Here is a 24,463-nt window from a genome sequence, read left to right as displayed (position 1 = left end):
GCAAACTCAGCGTGGAGGTATGAGCAACGTGCGGTCGACCGAAGAAGTCGTGGAAACCCTGCGGGAGGCTCTCACGGGCGTCGGTGTCGCCCTGCCGTCCCTGTGCGTCGATCCCGTGACCGGCGCAAGCGAGGAGCCGTTCGCTCTGGTCGACCTCGGTCGCTGCAATGTCCGCACCGCCGAGAGGCTGGCGTCCGTGCTGCGGGGGGAGCGGCCGGCGGTCGGTGCGTACGCAATCGATGCTCGGGACGGGCGGATCGGTGAGGTCATGGGGCATGGCGGCGGCGGGGTGCAGTTGCGGCCGGTCGGCGGCGGGCGGGAGTGGGAGTGCCCGGCGGAGGCGGTGGGGGCTGCGCCGCCGGAGGAGGTGTTGCGGGCTCGGGTGCGGAGCCGGAACCGGGAGGCGCGGCTCTCGTGAGGGCGTCAGGTGGCGGTGAACCAGGCGACGAGCAGGCCGGCCGCCAGGCCCACGGCGCCCAGAATGCAGAAGACGACAACCAGCACGCCGCCGTCGTGGCCGTCGATGAGCATCCGCTTCGGGTTGTCCGGGTCGTAGAAGACGGTCACCGCCGCGCCCCGGCGGAGGTCGCCGACCGAACTGCTGGCGACCGAGGACACGGTCTCCACCGTCCGGCCGTCACCGGTCACCCACTGGACTACCGGCTGGTACATCGTGCGGTTCGAATCGAAGTCGCGGTGGGTCTTGAAGCCGACGACAGTTGCGCTGGTCTGCGTCCCCTCCTGCCGCAGTCTGCGTGACCGGCGCCCGACCATGACGCCGACTGTCATGAACACCGTCCCGAGCAGCAGCGGAACTCCCGCGCCGATCAACCCGCCCATAAACCCTGTATCTCCTCGTCACCCGGGACCTGTCGTCGCACGCTACTTCATGCGCGAGCCCACCAGTTGTTTGGTGAACTGCCCTGATGAAGATCCTCACGCCGCGCGTCCTGCGAGCCCTGGAACGCTTCAACGCCGCCCACCCCTGGGACCACAACGCCCACTACCACCCATGGCTGCTACGGCAGTTGCCCCGCCGCATCGATCGCGCCCTGGACGTCGGCTGCGGGACCGGCGACCTGGTGCGGCTGCTCGCGGGGCGGGCGAAGGAGGTGTGCGGGGTCGACTCGGATCCGGGGATCGTGGACAGGGCAAGGGAGCTGGCCGGCGACCGGTATCCCCATGTCACCTTCTCCGTCGCCGGTGCACCGGGCGGGCTGCCTCCTGGGTCGTACGACGTCATCACCTGCGTTGCCGTACTTCATCATCTGCCGCTCGCCGAGACCCTCACCCGCTTCCGGCAGCAACTCGCCCCCGGCGGGACGCTGTTGGTCGTCGGGCTCGCCCGTGAGGAGGCGTTCGTCGACCATCTGCTGGGGTACGCGTCGATTCCGCTCAACGCCGTCACGGGGTGGGTGAAGAACCGCGGGCGTACGGCGGCCCGGCCCGCCTCCATGACCGCCGTGACCCGGCCCGCGGACGCCGCGTTCGCCGAGATCGTGCGGGAGGCGCGCCGCATCCTTCCCGGCGCTCGGCTGCGGCGGCGGTTGTTCTGGCGGTACACGCTCGTCTGGCGTGCATGAGTATCAGCGGGCCGCCGCAGCCAGTGCCGCTCGTAGATGGCCGTCGGAGTCCTCCAGCAGGCGGGCCGCCGTCGGGCCGTCGACGTCGGCCAGGATCGTGAGGATCGCGTTCTTCACCTCGCCGTCGGTGGCCGCGAGGGCTCGCTCGATTTCGTCGTCCGACGCTCCCGTCGCGAGGGCGACGATCCGCCGCGAGCGGGCGCGCAGCTTCTCGTTCGAGGCGCGTACGTCGACCATCAGGTTCCCGTAGGTCTTGCCGAGACGGATCATCGTGATCGTGGAGAGCATGTTGAGCACGAGCTTCTGGGCCGTGCCCGCCTTGAGGCGGGTGGAGCCGGTGAGAAGCTCGGGGCCGACGACGATCTCGATGCCGTGCTCCGCGGCCGCGGCGAGCGCGCTGTCGGCGTTGCAGGCGAGACCGATGGTCAACGCGCCATGTCTGCGGGCGTGTTGCACGGCGGCGATCGCGTACGGGGTGCGGCCGGAGGCGGAGACCCCGACCACCGTGTCGGCGGCGAGGAGGCGCAATGCGTCGAGGTCGCTGCGGGCGAGCTCCGCGGAGTCCTCGGCGCCCTCGACGGAGGTGACCATGGCGTCGGGGCCGCCCGCGATCAGGCCCACGACCTGCTCGGGGTCGGTGTTGAAGGTCGGCGGACATTCGGAAGCGTCCAGTACGCCGAGCCGGCCGGCGGTCCCGGCCCCGGCGTAGATCAGCCGCCCGCCGCGCGCCATCCGCTCGGCCACGGCGTCGATGGCGGCGGCGATGGAAGGAAGCTGCCGGGCAACGGCTGTCGGGACGGTCGCGTCCTCGCCGTTCATGAGCCGGGCGATGTCGAGAGTGGGCAGTCGGTCGATGTCGGCGAGCTCGGGCCGGAAGGCCTCGGTGGTGAGCGATTCCAACTCGGCGCGGAGATCACGGGGGTTGGATGTTGAGGTCATGAGGGGCGGCTCTTTCAAGTGTGCGGTGCGGTCTCTTACCTGCGATGCCGGTGCGCCAGGGCCTCGTAAGAAGCGGCCAGCGCAGGCGCCGCCGTCTCGTACGTCTTCTGCGCCACCCCCACGAACAGGCAGTCCACGACGAGGAGTTGGCTGGTCCGGGACGACATCGCCGCCGGGCGCAGCTCGCTCTCCCGCGCGGTGGATGTCGTCAGCACATGGTCGGCGTACTGAGCGACCGCCCCGTCCGGCCGCCCGGTGATCGCCACCGTCGTCGCCCCGTGCTCGAAGGCCACCCGCAACGGCTCGATGACATCCCCCGTGGAGCCGGAGTGCGTGATCGCGATGGCGACATCCCCTGCCCGCAACTGCACCGCGTTCGTCACGGCCAGGTGCGGATCGCTGTGCGCCTGGGCTATCAGCCCTATGCGCAACAGCTTCTGTGTGAGGTCCTGGGCGACGAGACCGGACGCCCCGACCCCGTACACATCGATCCGCCGGGCCACGGCCGCCGCGGCCACGGCCGCCCCCAGCTGCACCGTGTCCAGGCCCGCCGCCGTATCGGCCAGCGTCTGCTGCTCGTCGTAGGCGAGTTTCGCGACGACATCGGCGATGGGATCGTCGACCGCGATGTCGGTGGTGATGGCAGGCGCTCGCCCGGACTGCTGCTGCGCCGCCAGCCCCGCGAGGGCGAGGCGCAGATCGCGATATCCCGGATACCCGAGCAGCCGGGCCGTCCGTACGACCGTCGCCTCGCTGGTGCCCGTGAGCTCGGCGAGACCGGTGACCGTGAGGGCCGCGCAGCCGGCCGGGTCGCCCGCGACGGCCTCGGCGACGCGCTGCATGGAGCGGGTCATGGAGGGCGCGAGGGTGCGCACCTTGGCGGCGAGGGCAGCGGGAGCGGGAGGCGCACTCGCCCGGCCTGCCGAGCCGGAGAAAATTTCCTTCACGTTCTGGGTCACCTGTGAAAGATATTTTCGGCTCGGTGTCCCGGTCAAGAGTGCGCACAATGGGGGCATGCACCCCATCAGTCCCTTGGAGCAGGCGCTGCACGCGGCACGCGCCCTCGTGCTCGCCGATCTGGCCGCGGGCGAGGTCGCCGCGGCGGACGTGGTGTCCATGGTCGAGGAGTCCGTCGTACAGCGGCGCTGGTGGGTGGAGCAGTGGCCGGAGGGCGTCGAGTACGTCGCCGGGCTCGTCGCGCAGGACGTCCAGGACGCCCTGCTGGAGACGTACGGCCGCTGGCCCCTGTGCCCGGTCTGCGGCGGGGGCGACCCGCACGCCCTCGACGTCGAGCCGGAGCTCGGCCCCGATCCGCACTGGGTCTGCCACAAGGCGGGCGTGAAGGTCGCGGCGGTGGGGACGCTGGGCTCGGCCAGGGGCGGGTCGGCGCCCTCGTGACCGTGTACATCGACCCGCCGACCTGGCCCGGACACGGGCGCATGTGGTCACACCTCGTCAGCGACGTCTCGTACGACGAACTGCACGTGTTCGCCGAGAAGTTGGGCGTGCCGCCGCGCGCCTTCGAACGGGACCACTACGACATTCCGTCGCATCGGTATGCGGATGCGGTGGCGGCGGGGGCCGTGCAGGTCAGCAGCCGTGAGGTGGTGCAGCTGCTGACCCGGGCCGGGTTGCGGCAGCCGAAGGGGCGGGTTCAGCGGCCCAGTTCGTAGAGGGCGGGCTCAGCGACCCAGTTCGTAGGCGAGCTCCTCCTCGTCCTCGCCCGCCTTTCTGAAGCCCGCGCGGGTGACCACCGCCTGGGAGGGGAGGTTGGCCCGGTCGATCGTCGCGAAGAGGGTGTGGACGTCGGCCCGTGCCAGCGCCCATTCGGAGAGTGCGCGCAGTGCCTCGGTCGCGTAGCCGTTGCCGCGGGCGGCCTCGGTGAGGTCGTAGCCGATCTCGGTGCGGCCCTCCTCGTCGGGGACGCCGTGGAAGCCGATGCCGCCGATCGCGCGGCCGTCCTCGCGGCGTACGAGGGCGAAGACGCCGAACTCCGGGCGGTGCACGCCTCCTTCGTACGCCTTCAGCATGAAGCCCGAGGCCTCCCGGGTGCCCTCGAACGGGCCGCCGTCGAGCCACTCGAAGCCGCCGTCGCCGCCCGCCACCAGGTCGTGTGCGGCCGCGGGCGTGAGGCCCTGCAGGGTGAGGCGGTCGGTCGGGATGACGAGGTTGTTGTTCCAGCGCCACTCGGTGAGGCGGGCGCGGCCGGGGAGTTCGCCGCGGCCGGTGGCCCACAGGAACGTGCGCCAGTGGTCGGGGCCCGGCTGGACGTGCGGGAAGATGCGGGTGAGGACGGACTCGGCCAGTGCGGCGGGGGGTTCGTACTCCAGGCCCAGGCCGCCCGTGATGTCGTAGGTGTGGGCGAGGACCTCGGCGATGCCCATCGCGGCGAAGCCCTCGCGGTTCGCGCTGCGGAACGGGTACGGGTGGAAGCCGCGGGCCTCGCGCGGTGCGGTGCGGACGGCTGCGGCGAGCAGGGCGCCGGTCGTCTCGATGACATGCAGCAGGCCTGTGTTGTCGGTGCCCTCGTCGAGGGTGAGCTCGAAGGGGACGTAGTCGTCCTTCGCGCGTCCTGCCAGGTTGGCGGCGTACGCGATGAGGTCCTCCGCGATGTGGAACGCCGTCACGTGGCAGTTCCAGTCCAGCCCGGCCGCCTTCACCTCCGTCCAGTCCCGGTCCACCGCCGGCCGCAGCGCCGCCACGCAGCCCGCCACGGCCTCTTCCACCTGGTCCCCGCCCCATGCATGCATGGGGCGCAGACTATGCGGCCGGGTCCGTCGGGGGCGACAGCATTTCCAGCTCGGCGCCCAGGTTGTAGCGGGCCGTAGCCTCCCACTTCTCCTGTCCGTACGGCGTCCTGAACAGCCGTGGCAGGTCGAGGAGTTGGCGCAGGATGGCCGCCCTGCCCTCGCGGAAGGCGTCGCTCGGGACGAAGTGGTACTCCTCGCGTACGGCGGCCGTGTAGGCGGCGTACGCGGACGGCGGCGAGGCGAGGATCGCGAGGTCCGCGTCGCACAGGACCTGGCCGTCCAGGTCGTCGTCGGCCGGGTCGTGGGTGACGGTGAGGCGGACCAGGCGGGCCACCTCGGCGGTCTTCGCGGCGGAGACCCCCGCCTCCGGGAGGGCACGCTCGGCGAGGCGGGCCGAACGCTCCTCGTTCTCGGAACGGTCGGGGAAGTAGACCGCGTCGTGGAACCAGGCGGCGAGGCGGACGACGTCCGGGTCGGCCGCGTACTTCTCGAGCACGTCGACGTGGTCGAGGACCGCCGTGAGGTGCGCAAGCGTGTGGTAGTGGCGCTGCGGTTCCTGCCAGCGGGCGAGCAGGTTGTCGGCGTACGGGGCCGGGTCGGGGCCGGTGGAGGAGCCCCGGGCCCCCTCCAGCGTGCGGGTCCAGCGGGTGCGCAGGGCGTCGAGCGGTGCGTGATCGGCCATGTGCGCATTCTCCCGCCGATCAAGGGGTGACCCCTAGCGTGGAGCCCATGACTACTGCCGAGGTACGCGACCCCGAACTGCCCGGACGCCTCCTGACCGTGGAGCGCGACGCCCTGATCCCGATCCTCCGCGCCCGCCCGGACGCGGACTTCACGCTGCCGACCACCGCGTGTCCGGGGTGGACGGTGCGGGATGTTCTCGCGCACTGTTCGTCCGCGCTGCTGCGGGTGGTGGAGAGCCGTTTCGAGGAGGGAGTCTTCTCGCCCGCCGCCAACGACCGGGACATCGCCGAGCGTGCGGAGTGGAGCAATCAGCAGGTCGTGGACGAGCTGGAGCGCGGGATGACCGAGGCGGGCCCGGTGATCGCCAAGGCGGGCGGGGTGCTGGACAGGGTCGCGCTGGGGGAGTGGGTGCACGCGGGCGACGTGCGTGACGTCTGGGGCGAACCGGGCGCATACGCGGGCGCCGGCCTCCCGGACGCCCTCACCCTCCTCGCCCGGATCACCCGGGAGAGGGGCCGCCTGCCGCTGCACGCCGACCTCGACGACATGGACGAGCCGCTGCTGCTGGGGGAGGCGAGCGGGGAGCGGAACCCGGCGCGGTTCATCGGCGACGCGGCAACCCTCGTACGGCTCTACGCGGGCCGTTCGGTGCCGGAGGGCACGTCGTACGAGCTGGTGGGAGCGGAGGCGGCCGAGCTGAACATGTTCGGATGACGGCCTGAACATCTCCTCCGCCCCGGGGGGTGATCTCGCGGTCGTCCACCCCGCCGTCGTACCCTGAGATTGGACTAGACCTGTAGCCGCTCCAGGGAAACACCGACGGAAGGGGTCCTATGAAGGCGCATGCAGTCCTGGAGGTGATCGCACTCGATGTCGAGGACGCGGTCGCCGCCCAGGCCGGAGGCGCGGACCGCCTAGAGCTGGTCACCGACATGGCGGCCGACGGGCTGACCCCGTCGGCCCGCACCTTCGCCGGGATCCGCGCCGCCGTCGACATCGACCTGCGCGTGATGCTGCGGTTGGCGGACGGGTTCGCCGCCGGAGGCGCCGAGGACGTCACGCAGCTGGTCCGGGTCGCACGGGACATGCGGGCCGCCGGGGCCGAGGAGTTCGTGTTCGGGTTTCTCGACACGGACGGATGGGTGGATCTGGCGGTCGTGGAGCGGCTCGTGGGGGAACTGGACGGCTGCCGCTGGACTTTCCACCGGGCGATCGACCGCGCTGCGGACCGGGATGGGCTGCGGAAGCAGTTGGCGGATCTGCCGGGGCTGGACACGTACCTTACGGCCGGGTCGGCGGCGGGGGTGGACGACGGCCTCCCCACGCTGCTCGCCGAGGCGGGACGGCGAGGGGAGCCCGGGTACGAGCCGCAGATCATGGTCGGCGGTGGGCTGCGGCTGGACCATGTGCCGCAGCTCAAGGCCGCCGGGATCGACGCGTTTCACATCGGCGGGGCTGCGAGGCCGGGCGGCTGGGAGGCACCGGTCTCGGCGGAGTCGGTACGGGAGTGGCGGCAGGTCCTGGACGGGCGTTGAGCGGGACTCCCTAGCGGTGCGGGAGTGTGTGGCCCTTCAGAGGCCGCAGGCACAGACCCGTGTCGTCGTCCTTGCTGTACCCCATGTAGGCCACGTAGTCCCCGGACGCGCACGAGTCGTTCGCCGGGGCGTAGACGCGAAGCTCCGCGCTCGGGGAGTCACAGGACTCGGGCCTGAGATCCTGTGCGGGCCAGTCCGTGGCGTTACGCGCGCACGAGCCGACCGTCAGGGTCGGGTAGCCGACGCTGCTGTCGGTGCTGTAGCCGCTGTCGCTGCCGTGACTCGGCCCGACCACCAGGCCGATGATCAGAAGCAGCGGAATCGCGACCATCACGAGGCCGACCAGGCACAGCGGGATCAGCGCCAGTACGCCCGCCGGCCGCCGGAACACCGGTTTGCCCGGATCCAGCGGCGGCCGGAAGCCCGCCGTGGCCGGCTCCGGGATGCGCCGGATGCCGGACAGGGTGCTGAGATTGGCCAACAGCGTGAAGGGCGTGATGAACACCGACAGCGGTCCCCACCAGCCCATCACCATGGTGTCCGCCTGCATGTCCCGGAAGCTCGCCAGCGCGCAGGTACGGCAGAACATCCCCTCCCGCCGCAGGAACCGCATCATCACCACCATGCCCTGGTGACCGCGGACCGTCACCGGCGCGGCGGGCATCGCGCCGCACACCTGGCAGGCCGCCCCCGGCCCGCCCACCGGTCCCCAGGGGCCGCCGCCGTGCTGCTGCGGCCAGGAGGGAGCGGGCGGGTGCGCCCCGGAGGGCTGCGCGTACGGACCTGGGCCCGGCGCCTGCTGATACGGCCCGGAAGGGTGCTGATACGGCCCCGGAATCGGCTGGTAGGCAGGGTGCGGGGGCGGCGGCGTGCTCAACTCGGGCCTTTCCAAGGGGACATGTCAGAACGGAAGAGCACCCTACTCGGCCAGCTGCGGCGGCAGCGGCGCCGCATGCGTCACGATCAGCCCGGACACCGCTCGGGTCAGCGCCACGTACAGGCGGCGCAGGCCGGTCCGTTCGTCCGGCTCGCCGTCCACCACCGCCTGCGGCTCGTCCAGTACCACGTAGTCGTACTCCAGGCCCTTCGCGAGGGACGCCGGGACCAGGGTGAGGCGGGTCTCGGCCGTCGTCTCCTCGCCGGGGGCGAGGTACGGGATCCCGGCCGCTGTGAGCCACTCCGCCAGCTCCGGGATGCGGGCGTCGGCCGCGATCAGGCCGGTCGAGCCCTCGTTCCGGAGCAACTCCTCGCAGGCGGCGATCACTTGGGTGGGGTCGGTGATCTCGCGCAGGGCGAAGAAGCCGGGGTTCTCGCGGACCGAGGCGACCGGGGTGAGGCCGGGGGCGATGTGCGGGAGCAGCCGGGAGGCGTACGTGATGACGTCCGTCGGGACGCGGAAACCGGCGGTCAGTTCCTCGATGACGCCGTCCGCCTTGCCGAGGTGGGACAGGGCCTCGTCCCAACTCCGCGTCGCCCAGGGCGTGGTGCCCTGCGCCAGGTCGCCCAGGACGGTCGCGCTGCCGGTGGTGCAGCGGCGGCCGACCGCGCGGTACTGCATGGGGGAGAGGTCCTGCGCCTCGTCCAGGACGACGTGTCCGAGGGAGTGCGTGCGCTGCACGAGGTCCGTCGCCTCGTCGATCAACACCGCATCCGTGGCGGACCACTTGGCGGACTTCACGCTCCGGGCCGGCTTCGTCCAGAGGATCGTCTTCTGCTCGTCCTCGGTGAGGATTCCGTCCGCGTGTACGGCGAGGAAGTCCGCGTCCGCGAGCAGGCGCAGGACCAGCTTCGCCGGGTCGACCGGCGGCCACATCTGTTTGACGGCGGCCTTCACCGCCGCGTTGCGGGCCACCGCGTCCTGCACCCGGTCGTCCGGCGCCTCCCCCGACCGCTCCATCTGCACCAGCACGGCGTGCGCGATGCGCTGCGGAAGGGCCTCGCGGGCGGCGCCGTAGCGGATGCCGCGGTCAAGCAACTCCCGGACGATGTCCTCGAGTTCGTACGCCGGGACACGCCAGCGGCGTGAGCCGCGCACGACGACGACCGGTTCGGTCGGCATGGTGACGTGGGAGTGGACGGCCCGCCGCAGCACCTCCGCCATCCTCGCGTCGCCCTTGATGACCGCGGCCGCCGCGTCGTCGGCGCCCCTGATCTCGAGGCCTCCTGCCACGAGGTCGTCCACGGTGGCCTGCTGGACCGTCAACTCGCCCAGCGCGGGCAGGACTTGCTCGATGTAGTGCAGGAAGGACTTGTTCGGCCCGATGACGAGCGTGCCGGTGCGGGCGAGACGGTCGCGGTGGGCGTAGAGCAGATACGCGACCCGGTGCAGGCCGACGGCCGTCTTCCCGGTCCCCGGCCCTCCCTGCACGCACACCGTCCCGCCCAGCCCGCTCCGCACGATCTCGTCCTGCTCGGGCTGGATGGTCGCGACGATGTCCCGCATCGGGCCGACGCGCGGGCGCTCGATCTCCTGCTGGAGCAGTTTGCTGGTGCGGGCCGCCTCGGCAGGGTCGGAGAGGTGCTCGTCCTCGTACGCCGTGATGTCGCCGCGGGTGTACCCGAAGCGGCGGCGCAGCGCGATGTCCAGCGGGTCCTTCTTGGACGCCCGGTAGAACGGCTGCGAGACCGGCGCCCGCCAGTCGATGACCATCGGATCGCCGTCGTGGTCGTGGACGTGCCGGCGCCCGATGTAGAAGCGCTCGCCCTCCGCGCCCTCGGCCCGGTCGGCGCCGGGGGAGTGCAGATAGTCGAGGCGGCCGAAGAACAGCGGGGTGTCGCTCAGGTCGGCCAGCGCCTTGATCCGCTCGTCGATCTGGCGGGCCAGGACCTCGGCGTTGACCCAGTTCGCGGTGACATCGCGGATGTCGAGCGACTCGACGTCCTCGCGCATCGCGCGCAGGGCGGCGCGTGAGTCGGCGAGATGGGAGCGCTCACGGGAGAGGGGGTCGTCGTCGACGGGCGTGGACAAGGGGGTGCCTCCGAAGGACCTGCGGGCTGAAGTCTGCGATGTGCCGTCCGGTTTCCGTCCGGGCGGCGGCGCTCCATGGAGGGAGGCGGGCAAGAGCGGAGATTCTAGGTGAACGGGGGAGACGGGGGCCAACGGTTTTCCATCCCCCATCGCCCCGGGGGTCCCCTAGGGGATTTCCCCGTAGTACCAGGGAGGGATGGCCGCGCCCGAAGTCGTACGCGGCGACGACTCAGGTTCGGCCCGCGGGCCGATGCTCTCCTTATGCCTGGCGATCCACCATGGATACATGAGCGCAGCAACCATCACCCCAGGCCCCGGCAGGCCGGGCCCGCCCGGCGCCACCCCAGTCCTCGGCAGTCACCGCCACCGCCTCGGCGACGCCCTGCGCGCCGTGAAGGTGTTCGTGGGCGCCGCGTTCGACGTGGTCATCCTCGGTGAGTACGGCGAGGAAGCGGGCGTACGCCGTAAGTGACGTACCGCACCCCGTCCGGTCAGCCCCCCGCCAGGATCTCGTCCGCGTCCACGATCCGGTACGCGTACCCCTGCTCCGCCAGGAACCGCTGGCGATGTGCGGCGAAGTCCTGGTCGATCGTGTCCCGGGCGACGACGGAGTAGAAGTGGGCCTGGTGCCCGTCGGCCTTGGGCCGCAGCACCCGCCCCAGCCGCTGGGCCTCCTCCTGCCGTGACCCGAACGTGCCCGACACCTGGACGGCGACGGTCGCCTCCGGCAGGTCGATGGAGAAGTTCGCGACCTTGGACACCACCAGCACGCTGATCTCGCCCTCCCGGAAGGCGTCGAAGAGCTTCTCGCGCTGGGCGTTGGAGGTCTCGCCCTTGATGACGGGCGCGTTCAAGTGCTCGCCCAGCTCGTCGAGTTGGTCGATGTACTGCCCGATGACGAGGATCTGCTGCCCGGCGAACCGCCGCACGATCGCCTCGGTCACCTTCCGCTTCGTCTCCGTGGTCGCGCAGTAGCGGTACTTCTCCTCCTGCTCGGCGGTGGCGTAGGCGAGCCGCTCGGAGTCGGTGAGATTGACCCGGACCTCCACGCAGTCGGCGGGCGCGATGTACCCCTGCGCCTCGATCTCCTTCCACGGCGCGTCGAACCGCTTGGGCCCGATGAGCGAGAAGACGTCGGACTCGCGCCCGTCCTCCCGCACCAGGGTCGCGGTCAGACCCAGCCGCCGCCGCGCCTGCAGGTCCGCCGTGAACTTGAAGACCGGCGCGGGCAGCAGATGCACCTCGTCGTAGACGATCAGCCCCCAGTCGCGGGAGTCGAAGAGCTCGAGATGCGGATAGATGCCCTTCCGCTTGGTGGTCAGCACCTGGTACGTGGCGATGGTGACCGGCCGGATCTCCTTGCGCGTACCGCTGTACTCACCGATCTCGTCCTCGGTCAGCGAGGTCCGCTTCACCAGCTCGTGCTTCCACTGCCGCGCCGAGACGGTGTTGGTGACGAGGATGAGGGTGGTCGACTTGGCCTGGGCCATGGACCCGGCGCCGACCAGCGTCTTCCCGGCCCCGCAAGGCAGCACGACGACCCCGCTCCCGCCGTGCCAGAAGTTCTCCACGGCTTGCTTCTGGTACGGCCGCAGTGCCCACCCGTCCTCGTCGAGCTCGATCGGATGCGCCTCGCCGTCGACGTACCCCGCGAGGTCCTCGGCGGGCCAGCCCAGCTTCAGCAGCGTCTGCTTGATCTGCCCGCGCTCGGACGGATGCACCGCGACGGTGTCCGGGTCGATCCGCGCCCCGACCAGCGGAGCGACCCGCTTCGACCGCAGGATCTCCTCCAGCACCGGCCGGTCGGTGGTCGTGAGGACCAGGCCGTGCGTGGGGTGCTTGCTGAGGGTCAGCCGCCCGTACCGGTCCATGGTGTCGGCGACGTCGACGAGCAGCGCGTGCGGCACGGGGTACCGGCTGTACTTCACCAGTGCGTCCACGACCTGCTCGGCGTCGTGCCCGGCCGCCCGCGCGTTCCACAGCCCCAGCGGCGTCACCCGGTACGTGTGGATGTGCTCGGGCGCCCGCTCCAGCTCCGCGAACGCCGCGATGGCCCGACGGCACTCGTCGGCCTGCTCGTGGTCGACTTCGAGGAGCAGGGTCTTGTCGGACTGGACGATGAGTGGACCATTCACGCGGGGCACCCTTTCCCTAGGCCAGAGGTCTCGGCCAAACGTCCAGTGTGCCGCATACGGGGACGATCACGGCCGGTCGTGAACCAGTCGTGACCGGTCCTGATCAGTCTTCCGCGAGTTCCGCCACGCCCGTGACCCGGTGCAGCGGATACGTCCGCACCTCGTCCGCCGTATGGTCGTACGCCGTCACGAAGCCGCCCTCGACGCGGATCGGGGCGATGACGCGCTGGCTGGCGGCGCCCTCGGCGTTGACGTAGCCGATCCACAGGGCCTCGCCGGTGAGGACGGCGGCCTGCATGGTGGCGAGGGTCTCGGCGGAGCTGGTGCGCGGGAGGGCGCCGCTCGCCGAAGGGGGCTGCTTGCGCGGGGTCGTGGAGGCCAGGTCGCCGGCCCGGATCGCGCGGATCGCCGCGGCCAGGAGCGTGCTGTCCGGGGTCGGCGGGCCGTCCGGGACCGGCTCGGGGGCGGTGCGGTGCGGGGTGCGGTGGGCGTCGGCGCGGGTGATCAGGACGTCGCCCTCCGCCGACTCCGCGGCCGGTGCGAAGCCCATCGCGCGCAGGCCGTCGAGGAGGGCCGCCGGGTCGGCCTGGGTGGCGAGAACGGTGGGGGCCAGGCGGCGCAGGCGCAGGGCCGCGGCGCGCTTGTCGGCCATGATCTCGTTCAGCAGTGCGTCGTCGTCGCAGCGGACGTACGCCGAGGCCGCGCCCACCCGGAGGTGCCCGTGCTTGCGGGCCACGTCGTCGATCAGGTACGTCAGCGGCTGCGGGACGGGCGTGCGCGAGTGCGCGGTCAGGAAGGCGTGCAGGTCGGTGGCGGTGCGGCCAGCGTCCAGAGCGCGCCGTACCGAACCCGGAGTGAAGCGGTAGACCGTCGCCCCGCCCTTCGACTCCACGTCCGCCAGCACGTCCAGCATGTCGGCCAGCGGGCGCTTCAACGGGCCCGGGGCGACCGCCGTCAGGTCCGCCTGGAGCAGGACGTGGTCCAGGGGTTCGGGCAGGAGAGGGGCGAGGAGACGGCCGGCCGCGGCGGAGGCAGTGGCCTGTTCGGTGGGTGAGAGGGGCTCCAGGGAGACCGGCATGTGGTGGACGGGGAGCTTGTCGCCGGGGCCCTCCTGTGCGGGATCGGCCGTCTTCGGTGCGGGCGCGGGCGCCCCGAGCAGCGCCCTGCCGTGCGCCGACAGCGCGCCCCGCCCCGTCACGCCCAGCATCTCCGCCTCCGACAGCGCCCAGGTGGCGAGCCGTCCGCGCAGGTCGTCGTTCTGCTGGGGGCCGCGCAGGGGCCGTTCCCAGCGCAGCCGGGCGAGGACCGACTGCGCGGACGGGGAGGCACCCTCCGGCAGCCCGGCCAGCAGGCTCAGCACCCGGTGCCGTACCTCCGGGGCGGCGGAGCGGTCGAGTCCCGGTCCCAGCGCCGACAACGTGCGTTCCTTCGCGTCCCGCCCGCCGACGACCCCGGCCGTCCGCGTCGCCGTCAGCCACGCCTGAGCCAGCTGCGCCCAGCGTTCGGCGGCCGGCAGCTCCAGCCACTCGTCGTAGGCCGGGGTCGCCGCATACCGCTCGTCGGCCTCCCCGTCGGACGCCAGCAGCCCGGCCGTGTAGGCGAGCTCGACCCAGAAGGCGGCGACGGGTTCGGACACGTCGAGTGCGACGGCGGTGCGCTTGAGGTCGCGCACGCTCAGGCCGCCCGCCCGCAGCACCGTGGGCCCGCCCTCGTCCCAGTCCTTCAGCAGCTCCTCCACCGTCGCCAGCGCGGTGTACGCCTGCCCGGCCGCCGTCGCGTCCACAACCTGTGGACGGTGCGTGGCCGTCGCCTCCAGGGCGGGCGGCAGCGGCTCGGCGGCGCGATGCGCACGGCCGCCGCGCAGGTGCAGGGCCACTTCACGGGGGAGTACGACCGTCCCGGGCGCCGTCGGCAGCAGCAGCCCCCGGTCCAGCAGCCAGCGCAGGCGCGCGGCCGGATCGGCGGTGACCTGCCCGTACGGCGGCCCCCACACCAGCCGGTCCAGCACCTCCCGCGACTCGGGGGACGCCTCGGCCAGCAGCGCCGCCATGCGGGCGCGGTCGCCGTACAGGGCTGTCAGCGAGGCCACGGCGGAGACGGAGTCGTGCGTCGAGGGCAGCCCGACCGCGGTGACGATCTCCTGGATCCGCCCCGGCGACATGCCCGCCGCCGCCTCCTGCACCGTCGGCCCGAGGCCTGTCGGCGACGGATGCTGCGGCGACGGCGCGAGCAGCTCACGGGCCGTCCGCACCAGCCGCAGCCGGTCGTCGCCGCCCCACACCAGGGCCTGCCCACGCAGGGTGCCGAGGGCACGGGGGAGCGCCGCGGCGACCGCCGGGTCGCCCCCGTCACCGCTCATCAGCCCGGACAGCTCCTCGTACCCGGCCGGATCAGCGGCCACCGCCAGCGCCTCGGCCGTCTGCAGCGCGAAACGGTCCAGCCGCTCCAGCGCCCGTACGACGGACGCGCGCGTGCCGGCCCGGGTCGCCAGCTGGGTGAGGTCGGTGGGGACGGGCGTGATGAGGTCGGGGCGGGCGCGCAGCAGCTCCGCGAGGGATGCGTCGTCCCTGACGCGCAGCGCCTCAGCGAGGGAGCGTGGCGGATTGGCCGGGGTGCTCATCTGACTCACGGTAGCGGGTGGGCTCGCGTCCCTGGGGGCTCTGCCCCCAGACCCCCGATCGGCCCGAGGGGCCTCGTCCTCAAACGCCGGACGGGCTGATTTGGCTAACGGGGCGTTTCCCAGTTGGCCTGCGGATGAACTTCATCCGGAGGTCTGCGACAACCCTGGCAGCACTCGGCACGCACTCGTCACCCTGGGCTCCCTGCCAACTACGCCATTCAACAGGGCAGTTCAACAACGGGGAGCCGACGGTGGGGATCTTCGGCGTGGAGTTCGACTTCAACAACATCGTCGCGATGGTCAGCGTCGCGATCCCGGTGCTGGCGTTCGTGTGGGAGTTCGTCGTCATCCGCCGCAAGCGGCTCGGCTACCGCCTCCAGATGGACACGCTCGCCACGGACACCGCGCACGCCCCGAGCGCCGACGTCCTGGCGCGCATGCACGACGACGGCAGGCCGCTGACGGAGCCCTCGTTCGTCCTGGTGCGGATCGAGAACGCCGGCTGGCGGGAGATCGTCGCCGGGGACTACCTGACCCCGCCCGACGACCGGACCGGTATACGTGTCCTGTTCCGGGACCGCAGGGTCGTCGGCATGGCGGTCACCGAACTCAGCCAGCCCGCGCTGCGCCACTTCTTCGTCAGCACCCGCCAGGGCGTCACGCAGGAGACCGACGGCTTCGGCATCGACGAGCAGGACGGCTCCGGCCTCATCAGGCTGCCCAAGGTGACACTGAACCCCGGCGCCCACTACAAGGTGCTGGCGGTCCTGGAGCGCCGGTCCGGGAGCCCGGGCGCCGCCTTTCCCGAACCGGAGTTCCAGGCCGAGGTGACCGGCGGCACCAGCCGTTCCTTCGCCTGGGTCCGCTGGCTCGCCCGGCTCAAGCTGGCCCACACCGAGAGCCACACCTTCGCCTCCAGACCGGCGAAGGTCGGCCTGGTCCTGCTGGCGACGGCCGTCCTCCTGCAGGCGGGCCTGACCCTGTTCTGGCCCACCAAACCCGCCCCGCTCGACTGCGTCGGCGGCACCCTGCACATACAGGGCTCCACGGCCTTCGCGCCCGCGGTGCAGGCGGCCGCCAAGGAGTACGCGAAGCTCTGCGAGGCCAAGGGAGCGAAGATCGCCGCCGACGACGGCGCGTTCCAGGGCAGCGGGGAAGGCATCGCCGCGCTGGAGCGGACCGGCACGGCCGCCGGCCTCAAGGGCACCGAGGGGCTCGCCGACCGCATCGCCTTCACCGACGGACCGGCCGACGAGGGCCACCCCGAGATCCTGCCCCGGCCGGTCTCCTACGCCCTGTTCACCCTCGTCGTGAACAAGGACGCGAAGGTCCGCAACCTCTCCCTCGCGCAGATCCGCGCCATCTACGCCAGGAAGATCACCAACTGGTCCGAGGTGGGCGGCGCGAAGATTCCCGTCCACCTCGTCGACCGCCACCGCGACTCCGGCACCCGCAACGCGCTCGAGAAGCGCGTCCTCAAGGGCAGGTCCGTCCCGGAGGCCGACGTCAACGACTGCGCCCAACTCGCCCACGGCAAGCCCGGTGTCTGCGAGGTCGACAGCACCGACACCCTCCTGGACCGGACCGCCACACTGCCCGGCGCCCTCGGCTACAGCGAGGCGAGCAGCGTCACCTCCGGCGACCTCGTCAAGCTCCGCATCGACGACATGCCGCCCACGCTCGACGGCGTCGAGAACGGCACCTACCCGTACTGGCAGACCGAGTACGCCTACACCTACGGCGAACCGCCCGCCGACTCCATCGCCGCGGCCTTCCTGCGCTACGTCACCGACCAGGGCGGCAAGGACATCCTGCGCGAGTACGGCAACCGCCCCTGCTCGGAGACCGAATACCCGCTGGTGTGCCGACCGACCTGACCCACGGCCTGCGCTACCGTCGTCACCACGGGAATCCGAGGAAACCGGGGAATCCAACGCACCCGCCCCAAAGGGGACTTCGTGGGTATCGAGAGCGACAAGGTCGTCTACGAGTATCTGAGCCGCGTCGGCGACGTGGCGCAGCAGCGGCAGCTGCCGTCGGCCGCACGCATGCGCCTGGTGTCGGAGCTGCGGGGCGAGATCGACCGGCGCCGGGCGAAGGCGACCGTCGACAGCCCCGCCGCGGTCCGCCGCATCCTCTCCCGGCTCGGCACCCCCGACGAGGTCGTCGCGGCCGCCGGGAGTGCCCCCTCCGGGGGAGGCACCGCCGCCGCGCCGCAGGTGCCCCCCGCCCATGTGCCGGTACAGCGGGACGACGAGCCGGAGGACAGCAGGCGGCTGCCGAAGAGCCTGCGCCGGGTGGTACCGCGCCCACGCCCCGCCCAGCCCGCCCGGCCCGAGAGGCCCGCCCCCTCCCCACCGCACATGGCGAGCGCCGAGGAACTCGGCAACAGCGCGACCCAGCCCGACTGGTGGCGGGTCGACAGCACCCCCTTCGGCGAAAGCGTCCCGGGATTCACCGGCGGCGTGGAGATCCCGGACCTGCTCAAGCCGCCGCGCCCGATGGAGCCGGAGAAGGACCAGGAGCAGCCACCGGCCATCGAGAAGGCCGCGGCAGCCGAGGAGGAGGCCGTACCCGAGGCCCCCGCCGGGCGTCGCCGCCTCGCCCTCCCCACCGGAGGCTGGAGCAACCCGCTCCTCCTGATCGCCGCCGGACTGCTCGTCGTCGGCGCGATCCTCGGGAACTGGTTCGCCCTGCTGCTCGGCTGGCTCATCGCCTACGCCTCCCGCCGGCTGACCCCGAACGAGTCGAAGTGGGCGGTCATCGGCATGCCGAGCCTCGCGATCACAGGCGGGCTCGTCTGGCTGTGGGGCAGGAACGACGGCCGCTGGGGCACCCCCATAGCCCAGGGCCACATGAACGAAGCGATCGCCCAGACTTGGCCGTGGGTAGTACGGGGCGCGGCGCTGGCATCGGCCCTTTTCATCGCCTGGCGCTCACAGAAGCGCCCCTAAAGGGGCGCGGGGAACGGCGCGACAAGCCCCCACAAACCCGCAGCCGCCACACAACACTTTGGATCGAGCTACTGGGCACAATGGCCCATATGGCCTACACAACCCCGCCCCCGCCCACCGTCGGCTTCGACCTGGACATGACCCTCATCGATTCCCGCCCAGGCATCCATGCCTGCTACGTCGCACTGTCCGAGCGGACGGGGACGTACATCGACGCCGACCTGGCGATCACCCGGCTGGGGCCACCCCTCGCCGAGGAGCTGATCAACTGGTTCCCGCAGGAGCGGCTCGCGGAGATGGCCGACCTGTACCGGTCGATGTACCCGACGATCGCCATCGCCGCGACGCCCGCGATGCCCGGCGCCCGGGAGGCCGTCGACGCTGTGCAGGCGGCGGGCGGACGCGCGATCGTAGTGACCGCCAAGTACGAGCCGAACGCCAAGCTGCACCTGGAACACCTCGGCATCCAGCCCGACGAGGTCGTCGGCGACCTGTGGGCCGAGCAGAAGGCGGAGGCTTTGCGCGAGCACGGGGCCGGGATCTACGTCGGCGACCACATCGGCGACGTACGCGGCGCACGCAAGGCCGACGCACTGTCCGTCGCCGTGGCGACCGGTCCGTGCAGCGCCGATGAGCTGAGCACGGCCGGCGCGGACGTCGTGCTCGGGGACCTCACCGAGTTCCCCGGCTGGCTGGCGGACTACCGCCCGGCACGCGCCTGACGGCGGCCCGCCGCAATCGACTGCAGCACGCCGGCTCCCGCGATGAGGAAGCCGACCCCCATGAGCATGCACAGTCCGAACATGTACGTCGGAAATGGCTTCGCGTGGAGGAACAGCGGAGCCACTGTGACGAGTGTGGCCAGGGCACCGAGGAAGAACACGATGGCACCGGCACGGATCAGTCGGTCACCGGGCTCGGCGGAATTCGTTTGGGTTTTGTCACGCACCGGACCAGGGTAGTTCCCAGCCCGAAGGAACAACCCGGCGACGTCTTGTCACCGGCCTGAAGACCATTAGCCTTGGTACCGGCGGGTCCGCGACGACCCGCCCAAGTGCTATCAAGAGCCGTTTCCGAAGCAGTTTTCCGACGAGTACGAGGACGAGGACAGACGTGCCTACCGGCAAGGTCAAGTGGTTCAACAGCGAGAAGGGCTTCGGCTTTCTCTCCCGTGACGACGGCGGCGACGTCTTCGTCCATTCCTCGGTCCTCCCCGCCGGAGTCGAGAGCCTCAAGCCGGGACAGCGAGTGGAGTTCGGTGTGGTCGCCGGCCAGCGCGGCGACCAGGCACTTTCGGTCACCGTCCTGGACCCGACCCCCTCGGTGGCGGCCGCCACCCGCAAGAAGCCGGACGAACTGGCCTCCATCGTCCAGGATCTGACGACCCTCCTGGAGAACATCACGCCGATGCTCGAGAAGGGCCGCTACCCCGACAAGGCCTCCGGCAAGAAGATCGCGGGCCTGCTGCGCGCGGTCGCCGACCAGCTGGACGTGTAACCCCGATCAACCCCCGTGACCACTACGGGAATTCGAGCGCATCCGGGCCGAGGGGCGGCACCAGCCCCTCGGCCGCCGCACGTGTGAGCAGTCCCCGTACCGCCGCGTAGCCGTCCACCCCGAGGTCGTGGGTGAACTCGTTGACGTACAGCCCGATGTGCTGGTCGGCGACGGCCGGGTCCATCTCCTGGGCGTGCTCCATGACGTACGGGCGGGAGGCCTCGGGCTCGTCCCAGGCGGCGCGTACGGACGACCGGATCGACTCGGCGAGCCCCGTCAGCACCTCCGCTCCCAGCGACCGCTTCGCGATGATCGCGCCCAGTGGGATCGGCAGCCCGGTCGTGTCCTCCCAGTGCTCGCCCATGTCCGCGAGCTTGTGCAGCCCGTAGTTCTGGTACGTGAAGCGCGCCTCGTGGATGACGAGCCCCGCGTCGACCTTCCCGTCCCGCACGGCGGGCATGATCTCGTGGAACGGCATGACCACGATCTCGCCGACCCCGCCGGGCACGGTATCCGCCGCCCACAGCCGGAACAGCAGATACGCCGTCGACCTCTCGCTCGGCACGGCGACGGTGCGACCCGTCAGATCTCCGGCTTCCCGGGTCAGCACCAGCGGCCCGCAGCCCCGGCCCAGCGCGCCCCCGCACGGCAGCAGCGCGTACTGGTCGAGGACGTACGGCAGCACGGCGTACGACACCTTCAGCACGTCGAACTCGCCGCGCTCGGCCATGCCGTTGGTGATGTCGATGTCCGCGAAGGTCACGTCCAGCGCGGGCGCGCCGGGTACGCGGCCGTGGGCGAGGGCGTCGAAGACGAAGGTGTCGTTCGGGCAGGGCGAGTACGCGATCTGCAGAGGCTGCTCACTGGTCATACGGTTTCCAACTCTCCAGGACGGGCGCGAGCTTCCCGAAGGCCTCCGTCAGCGCCGTGAGGGCCTCGCCGATGCGCCAGGCGGCGCGGTCGCGCGGGCCGACGGGGTTGGAGACCGCGCGTATCTCCAGCACCGGCACGCCGTGCGCGGCGGCCGCCTCGGCCACACCGAAACCCTCCATGGCCTCGGCAAGGGCGCGGGGGTGGCGGCCGCGCAGGGCGGCGGCGCGCTCGGCGGTGCCGGTCACGGTGGAGACGGTGAGTACGGTCCCGGCGCGGGCCCCGGTCGCGGCCGCGAGGTCTCGTACGAGTGCTTCCGGCGGACGGTGGGTGACGGTCCCGAAGCCGAGGTCCGTCACGGGGACGAATCCGTCGGGCGTCTGTGCGCCCAGGTCGGCCGCGGTGATCTCGTCGGCGATCACGAGCGAGCCGACGGGAGCCTCGGGCTGGAAGCCGCCGGCGATTCCGGCGGAGACGACGAGGTGGTAGGGGGTGCCGCCGAGGGCGGCGGTGGTGAGGGCGGTCGCGGTGGAGGCGGCGGCGAGGGCGGGCCCCACACCGGCGGCGATCACCAGGCGACCGTTTCCCGTGAACGCCCGGGCCACCGCGTCCCGTTCGGCGGGAACCGCGGTGGCCACGAGGACACGTACCGAAGACACGTCAGAGGCCGAGGGCGGGGTCAGTCGTTCTTCTCGAGCTTGAAGGACCACAGGCCGGTGACCGTGCTGCTGCTCTTCTTGCCGTCGGCCGCCTTGATGGTGACCAGGGTGGACTTGCCCTGGGCGCCGTACTGGGCGTTGAAGAAGACGCTGCCTGGGATGGTCCGGTAGGTCTTGTCGCTGTCCTCGGTCAGGGGCTGACCGTTCATCAGGATCGTCCACCGCTTGTCGGCGATCTTGGGGTCGACGCCGAAGCGGACGGTCTCGTCGGGGTCGACCTTGATGGACTTGATGTCCTTGGCCTTCAGGCACTTCGCCAGGTCCGCGGTCTGCAGGGACTTGCCCTCGCCGCCGCAGGTGGCCTCCGAGCTGACGGAGGAGCGGCCGACCGTGATCGTGGACAGCGGCGTCGGCTTGTCGCACGCCGACAGGACGAGCAGTCCGGCGGAAACGGCGCCGGCGGCGGCGACGGCGCGGCGGCGTCGCACAGCGGATTGCATCGAGGTCATGGGCGAAGGCTATAGGGCCCGTCCGACGCTCTCTTTACGTGGGGTGCGGCGTGCCCGTGTGTTACGCCACGCGAGGCTTCGGCGCGCCCCCGTGCCGGGCCGAGCCGAGCAGGCCGCGGACGGTGGTGACCCAGCCCAGGGCGATCACCGCGGCGGCCAGCGACAGGCCTGCCGGGCCGTTGAGCGGCATCACGATGCCGATCGCGCCGCCCAGCACCCAGGCCATCTGCAGCATGGTCTCGGAGCGCGCGAACGCCGACGGGCGCACCGTCTCGGGCACATCCCGCTGGATCAGCGCGTCCAGGGCCAGCTTGGCGAGGGCCTGCGAGAACCCGGCGAACGCGGCGAGGCACGCCACCAGGAACGCGCCGAAGAAGATCGCGGCCGTGATCGCCACGCCGAGCACGATCGGCAGGACCGTCACGACGATGATCTCCGGCGCCCGCTGCCGCAGCCACGCCCCGACCGCCGTACCGAGCGCGTTGCCCACGCCCGCCGAGACGGCCACCAGGCCCAGCGACACCGCCGCGCTCTCGCCGGTCAGCGGATGCTCGCGCAGCAGGAAGGCGAGGAAGAAGGTCAGGAACCCGGACAGCCAGCGCAGGGCCGCGTTGGCGCCGAGCGCGTGGGTGACCGCGATGCCGACGGTTCTGAGGCCCGGACGCTTGACCGGCTTGAGGTGCGGCCCGTGCAGATGCTCCGCGTCCGCCGCGAGCAGCGCCGTGTCCTCGCCCTTGGCCGAGTCGACCTTCGGCGCCAGGGTGAAGGACAGGAACATGCCCCAGATGTAGATCAGGAACGCGCCGTAGAGCGGCCAGCGCGGACCGATGGCGTGCAGCCCGGCTCCGACGGGAGCCGCCACACCGGTGGCGAGGAGACCGCCGAGGGTGACCCGGGAGTTGGCCTTCACCAGGGAGAAATTGGGTGGCAGCAGCCGGGGCACGACCGCACTTCGCACCACCCCGTACGCCTTCGACGCGACCAGCACGCCCAGCGCGGCCGGATACAGCTCCAGGCTGCCGCTGGAGACGGCCCCGGCGATGATCAGCGCCAGCAGTGCCCGGGCGAGCATCGAGCCCGCCATCGCGGCGCGGCGGCCGTGCGGGAGCCGGTCGAGGAGCGGGCCGATCACGGGGGCGAGGACGGTGAAGGGCGCCATGGTGATGGCGAGGTAGAGCGCGACGCGCCCGCGCGCCTCGTCGGTCGGTACGGAGAAGAAGACGGTGGAGGCGAGGGCGACAGTGATCATCACATCGCCCGCGCCGTTCACCGCGTGCAGTTCGATCAGCTTGCCGAGGCCCGACTCGCCCGCGCCGTGCGCATGCGTGGCCTTCCGGATCCCACGGGCGGTTCCGGTCACCGGGAAGTGCAGCGCACGGCCGACCGCACGGACGGACCCGCCGAACCGGCCCGAACCGCCACCACGACTGCTGCCCTTGATCCCACCGACCCCGGTGGCTCCTTGGGGCGTCCTTGCGGCTGCCACTCCGTCATAGTGCCCCGAGAAACCTGTGTGTAGTGCGGTTACCGCGCGTATGGGCGCGTAGTTCGCATGCATTTCCCAGGTGCATGCCAGATAGTTGCCAGGCCCGCAGGGGGAAACCTCCCGTCGGTGTAGGCCGAGCGGTCGGGAGAAGGTAGCGTGCGTAGCGCGTCGTGGCGAACGTTCTCGGCCGCGCGCCTCTCAAACATCCCGCAGAATGGATGCATGAGGTGCGCCCGAGTGCGATCGGGCGCGGACGTCGACGCGGTCCTTCGGTCCGCTCCGTCCGCTCCCACCGCCTTCAGGCCGGCGCACCCGAGTGACGGCGTAGGAGAGAAGCGATACCTGTGAGCGCAGCGACAACGCGAAGCCGCACCCCCGACCGCTTGTGCGCCGAGGCCGTCGACCTCGCCCGCGCCGCCGCCGAGGAGGCTGCCGCGCCAGGGGTGGTCGGCGAGCACGTGGGGCTGGAGTCCGAGGGCGACCGCGTTGTCACGCACTTCTTCGAGTGCAAGGAACTCGGGTACCGCGGCTGGCGCTGGGCCGTGACGGTCGCCCGCGCCTCCCGCGCCAAGTTCGTCACGCTGGACGAGGTCGTCCTGCTGCCCGGCCCGGACGCGCTGCTCGCCCCGGAGTGGGTGCCGTGGAGCGAGCGCCTGCGCCCCGGCGACATGGGCCCCGGCGACCTGCTGCCGACGGACGCCGAGGACCTCCGCCTGGAGCCCGGCTACTCCGGCGAGGACGAGCCGGGGCCGGACTCGCCGGTCTCCGAGGAGATGGCGGAACTGGTGGAGGCGGAGGACGCGGAGGTCACGGGGGGCGCCCCCGCGAACCTTCCCGTCGCCCCGACCCGCGGCTCCATCGCGTCGGTCGCCGAGGAACTGGGCATGCGCCGCGCCCGCGTCCTGTCCCGCTACGGCCTGCACGTCGCCGCGGACCGCTGGGAGGAGTCGTACGGCTCCAAGACCCCGATGGCCCAGGCGGCCCCCGCATCCTGCGTGAGCTGTGGCTTCCTGCAGCCGATCGGCGGCTCCCTGGGCCAGGCCTTCGGCGTCTGCGCGAACGAGTTCTCCCCGGCCGACGGCCGTGTGGTGTCCCTGTCGTACGGCTGCGGGGGCCACTCCGAGGCCGCGGTCATGCCCAAGCCGCCCCAGCCGGCTCCACCGGTGATCGACGAGACCCGGGTGGACCCCTTCCCGCTGCGTCCGGCGGCGGACTCGGGGTCCGTCCCGGTTGTCTCCGACGGTGAAGCGGCGGACCTGGGGCACTCGTAAGTC

At 71.8% G+C, this 24,463-nt stretch carries 26 protein-coding genes; 12 read left to right on the top strand and 14 right to left on the bottom strand.

What is annotated here, in order from left to right; all coding sequences use genetic code 11:
• The first annotated feature begins 28 nt into the window (after window positions 1–28).
• Window positions 29–418: a hypothetical protein gene (locus ACFY10_RS20945; protein WP_390666744.1), complete on the top strand. Its 390-nt coding sequence runs from the start codon at window positions 29–31 to the stop codon at window positions 416–418.
• A gap of 5 nt (window positions 419–423) precedes the next feature.
• Here the strand turns inward: ACFY10_RS20945 and ACFY10_RS20940 are convergent, their stop codons facing one another.
• On the bottom strand, window positions 424–840 hold the full coding sequence (locus ACFY10_RS20940; protein WP_390666652.1) for a DUF3592 domain-containing protein: 417 nt from the start codon (window positions 838–840) through the stop codon (window positions 424–426).
• 86 nt (window positions 841–926) lie between these two features.
• Between ACFY10_RS20940 and ACFY10_RS20935 the strand changes: the two genes are divergently transcribed.
• Window positions 927–1,583, top strand: a complete 657-nt coding sequence (locus ACFY10_RS20935) for a class I SAM-dependent methyltransferase (RefSeq protein ID WP_390666651.1) — start codon at window positions 927–929, stop codon at window positions 1,581–1,583.
• 3 nt (window positions 1,584–1,586) lie between these two features.
• On the opposite strand, the gene murQ is transcribed toward ACFY10_RS20935, so the two are convergent.
• Together murQ and ACFY10_RS20925 are read right to left on the bottom strand one after the other, a co-directional pair.
• On the bottom strand, window positions 1,587–2,522 hold the full coding sequence (gene murQ, locus ACFY10_RS20930; RefSeq protein ID WP_390666650.1) for an N-acetylmuramic acid 6-phosphate etherase: 936 nt from the start codon (window positions 2,520–2,522) through the stop codon (window positions 1,587–1,589).
• Between the two features lie 35 nt (window positions 2,523–2,557).
• Window positions 2,558–3,481 carry a MurR/RpiR family transcriptional regulator gene (locus ACFY10_RS20925; RefSeq protein ID WP_390666649.1) on the bottom strand — a complete coding sequence of 308 codons (924 nt, stop codon included), beginning with the start codon at window positions 3,479–3,481 and terminating at the stop codon, window positions 2,558–2,560.
• Between the two features lie 55 nt (window positions 3,482–3,536).
• Here ACFY10_RS20925 and ACFY10_RS20920 point away from each other — a divergent pair, with 55 nt between their 5' ends.
• Both ACFY10_RS20920 and ACFY10_RS20915 read left to right on the top strand, forming a co-directional pair.
• Window positions 3,537–3,920 (top strand): hypothetical protein, encoded by a 384-nt coding sequence (locus ACFY10_RS20920; protein ID WP_390666648.1) that lies wholly within the window; start codon window positions 3,537–3,539, stop codon window positions 3,918–3,920.
• Complete coding sequence (locus ACFY10_RS20915; protein WP_390666647.1) at window positions 3,917–4,195, top strand: DUF4031 domain-containing protein; 279 nt, start codon at window positions 3,917–3,919, stop codon at window positions 4,193–4,195. The genes ACFY10_RS20920 and ACFY10_RS20915 overlap by 4 nt, the downstream gene beginning before the upstream one ends.
• 9 nt (window positions 4,196–4,204) lie before the next feature.
• On the opposite strand, the gene ACFY10_RS20910 is transcribed toward ACFY10_RS20915, so the two are convergent.
• Window positions 4,205–5,272, bottom strand: coding sequence for a GNAT family N-acetyltransferase (locus ACFY10_RS20910; protein WP_390666646.1), 1,068 nt, complete (start codon window positions 5,270–5,272; stop codon window positions 4,205–4,207).
• A 10-nt stretch (window positions 5,273–5,282) separates the two neighbouring features.
• A complete protein-coding gene (locus tag ACFY10_RS20905) occupies window positions 5,283–5,954 on the bottom strand; it encodes a hypothetical protein (RefSeq protein WP_390666645.1) in 672 nt (223 codons plus the stop codon).
• 47 nt (window positions 5,955–6,001) lie between these two features.
• Here ACFY10_RS20905 and ACFY10_RS20900 point away from each other — a divergent pair, with 47 nt between their 5' ends.
• Window positions 6,002–6,670, top strand: a complete 669-nt coding sequence (locus tag ACFY10_RS20900; protein ID WP_390666644.1) for a maleylpyruvate isomerase family mycothiol-dependent enzyme — start codon at window positions 6,002–6,004, stop codon at window positions 6,668–6,670.
• A gap of 119 nt (window positions 6,671–6,789) precedes the next feature.
• Window positions 6,790–7,491, top strand: coding sequence for a copper homeostasis protein CutC (locus ACFY10_RS20895; RefSeq protein WP_390666643.1), 702 nt, complete (start codon window positions 6,790–6,792; stop codon window positions 7,489–7,491).
• 10 nt (window positions 7,492–7,501) lie between these two features.
• Here ACFY10_RS20895 and ACFY10_RS20890 read toward each other — a convergent pair whose 3' ends face one another.
• Entirely contained in the window at window positions 7,502–8,155 is a 654-nt protein-coding gene (locus ACFY10_RS20890; protein ID WP_390666642.1) for a hypothetical protein, read from the bottom strand.
• A 255-nt stretch (window positions 8,156–8,410) separates the two neighbouring features.
• Window positions 8,411–10,459: a HelD family protein gene (locus tag ACFY10_RS20885; protein ID WP_390666641.1), complete on the bottom strand. Its 2,049-nt coding sequence runs from the start codon at window positions 10,457–10,459 to the stop codon at window positions 8,411–8,413.
• A 286-nt stretch (window positions 10,460–10,745) separates the two neighbouring features.
• Between ACFY10_RS20885 and ACFY10_RS20880 the strand changes: the two genes are divergently transcribed.
• Window positions 10,746–10,931 (top strand): hypothetical protein, encoded by a 186-nt coding sequence (locus ACFY10_RS20880; RefSeq protein WP_390666640.1) that lies wholly within the window; start codon window positions 10,746–10,748, stop codon window positions 10,929–10,931.
• 19 nt (window positions 10,932–10,950) lie between these two features.
• Here ACFY10_RS20880 and ACFY10_RS20875 read toward each other — a convergent pair whose 3' ends face one another.
• Complete coding sequence (locus ACFY10_RS20875) at window positions 10,951–12,594, bottom strand: DNA repair helicase XPB (protein WP_390666639.1); 1,644 nt, start codon at window positions 12,592–12,594, stop codon at window positions 10,951–10,953.
• Window positions 12,595–12,697: 103 nt separating this feature from the next.
• Window positions 12,698–15,214 carry a helicase-associated domain-containing protein gene (locus ACFY10_RS20870; protein WP_390666637.1) on the bottom strand — a complete coding sequence of 839 codons (2,517 nt, stop codon included), beginning with the start codon at window positions 15,212–15,214 and terminating at the stop codon, window positions 12,698–12,700.
• 251 nt (window positions 15,215–15,465) lie between these two features.
• Between ACFY10_RS20870 and ACFY10_RS20865 the strand changes: the two genes are divergently transcribed.
• The 3 genes from ACFY10_RS20865 (at window position 15,466) to ACFY10_RS20855 (ending at window position 18,890) form a co-directional block, all read left to right on the top strand.
• Window positions 15,466–17,091 (top strand): substrate-binding domain-containing protein, encoded by a 1,626-nt coding sequence (locus tag ACFY10_RS20865; protein ID WP_390666636.1) that lies wholly within the window; start codon window positions 15,466–15,468, stop codon window positions 17,089–17,091.
• Window positions 17,092–17,172: 81 nt separating this feature from the next.
• Entirely contained in the window at window positions 17,173–18,168 is a 996-nt protein-coding gene (locus ACFY10_RS20860) for a hypothetical protein (protein WP_390666635.1), read from the top strand.
• Window positions 18,169–18,248: 80 nt separating this feature from the next.
• On the top strand, window positions 18,249–18,890 hold the full coding sequence (locus ACFY10_RS20855; RefSeq protein WP_390666634.1) for an HAD family hydrolase: 642 nt from the start codon (window positions 18,249–18,251) through the stop codon (window positions 18,888–18,890).
• Here the strand turns inward: ACFY10_RS20855 and ACFY10_RS20850 are convergent.
• Window positions 18,869–19,117: a hypothetical protein gene (locus tag ACFY10_RS20850; protein WP_390666633.1), complete on the bottom strand. Its 249-nt coding sequence runs from the start codon at window positions 19,115–19,117 to the stop codon at window positions 18,869–18,871. The two genes, ACFY10_RS20855 and ACFY10_RS20850, sit on opposite strands and share 22 nt — an antisense overlap.
• A gap of 164 nt (window positions 19,118–19,281) precedes the next feature.
• Between ACFY10_RS20850 and ACFY10_RS20845 the strand changes: the two genes are divergently transcribed.
• Window positions 19,282–19,665: a cold-shock protein gene (locus tag ACFY10_RS20845; RefSeq protein ID WP_275778652.1), complete on the top strand. Its 384-nt coding sequence runs from the start codon at window positions 19,282–19,284 to the stop codon at window positions 19,663–19,665.
• Window positions 19,666–19,687: 22 nt separating this feature from the next.
• On the opposite strand, the gene ACFY10_RS20840 is transcribed toward ACFY10_RS20845, so the two are convergent.
• From ACFY10_RS20840 to ACFY10_RS20825, 4 genes are all read right to left on the bottom strand, one after another.
• Window positions 19,688–20,536 (bottom strand): 1,4-dihydroxy-6-naphthoate synthase, encoded by an 849-nt coding sequence (locus ACFY10_RS20840; RefSeq protein ID WP_390666632.1) that lies wholly within the window; start codon window positions 20,534–20,536, stop codon window positions 19,688–19,690.
• A complete protein-coding gene (locus ACFY10_RS20835) occupies window positions 20,526–21,194 on the bottom strand; it encodes a futalosine hydrolase (RefSeq protein ID WP_390666631.1) in 669 nt (222 codons plus the stop codon). The genes ACFY10_RS20840 and ACFY10_RS20835 overlap by 11 nt, the downstream gene beginning before the upstream one ends.
• Window positions 21,195–21,214: 20 nt before the next feature.
• Window positions 21,215–21,703, bottom strand: a complete 489-nt coding sequence (locus tag ACFY10_RS20830; protein WP_390666630.1) for a DUF2771 domain-containing protein — start codon at window positions 21,701–21,703, stop codon at window positions 21,215–21,217.
• Between the two features lie 61 nt (window positions 21,704–21,764).
• The gene (locus ACFY10_RS20825; protein ID WP_390666629.1) at window positions 21,765–23,189 is read right to left on the bottom strand and encodes an MFS transporter; all 1,425 of its coding nucleotides are present in this window, start codon (window positions 23,187–23,189) and stop codon (window positions 21,765–21,767) included.
• 344 nt (window positions 23,190–23,533) lie between these two features.
• Here ACFY10_RS20825 and ACFY10_RS20820 point away from each other — a divergent pair, with 344 nt between their 5' ends.
• Entirely contained in the window at window positions 23,534–24,460 is a 927-nt protein-coding gene (locus ACFY10_RS20820; protein WP_390666628.1) for a DUF3027 domain-containing protein, read from the top strand.
• Window positions 24,461–24,463: the final 3 nt, after the last annotated feature.

Origin of the sequence: Streptomyces sp. NPDC001401 (genome assembly GCF_042895385.1) — a bacterium.
Classification (GTDB): domain Bacteria; phylum Actinomycetota; class Actinomycetes; order Streptomycetales; family Streptomycetaceae; genus Streptomyces.
Note: the sequence above shows the minus strand (reverse complement) of the source record. Positions and strands in the feature narration are given on the sequence as shown.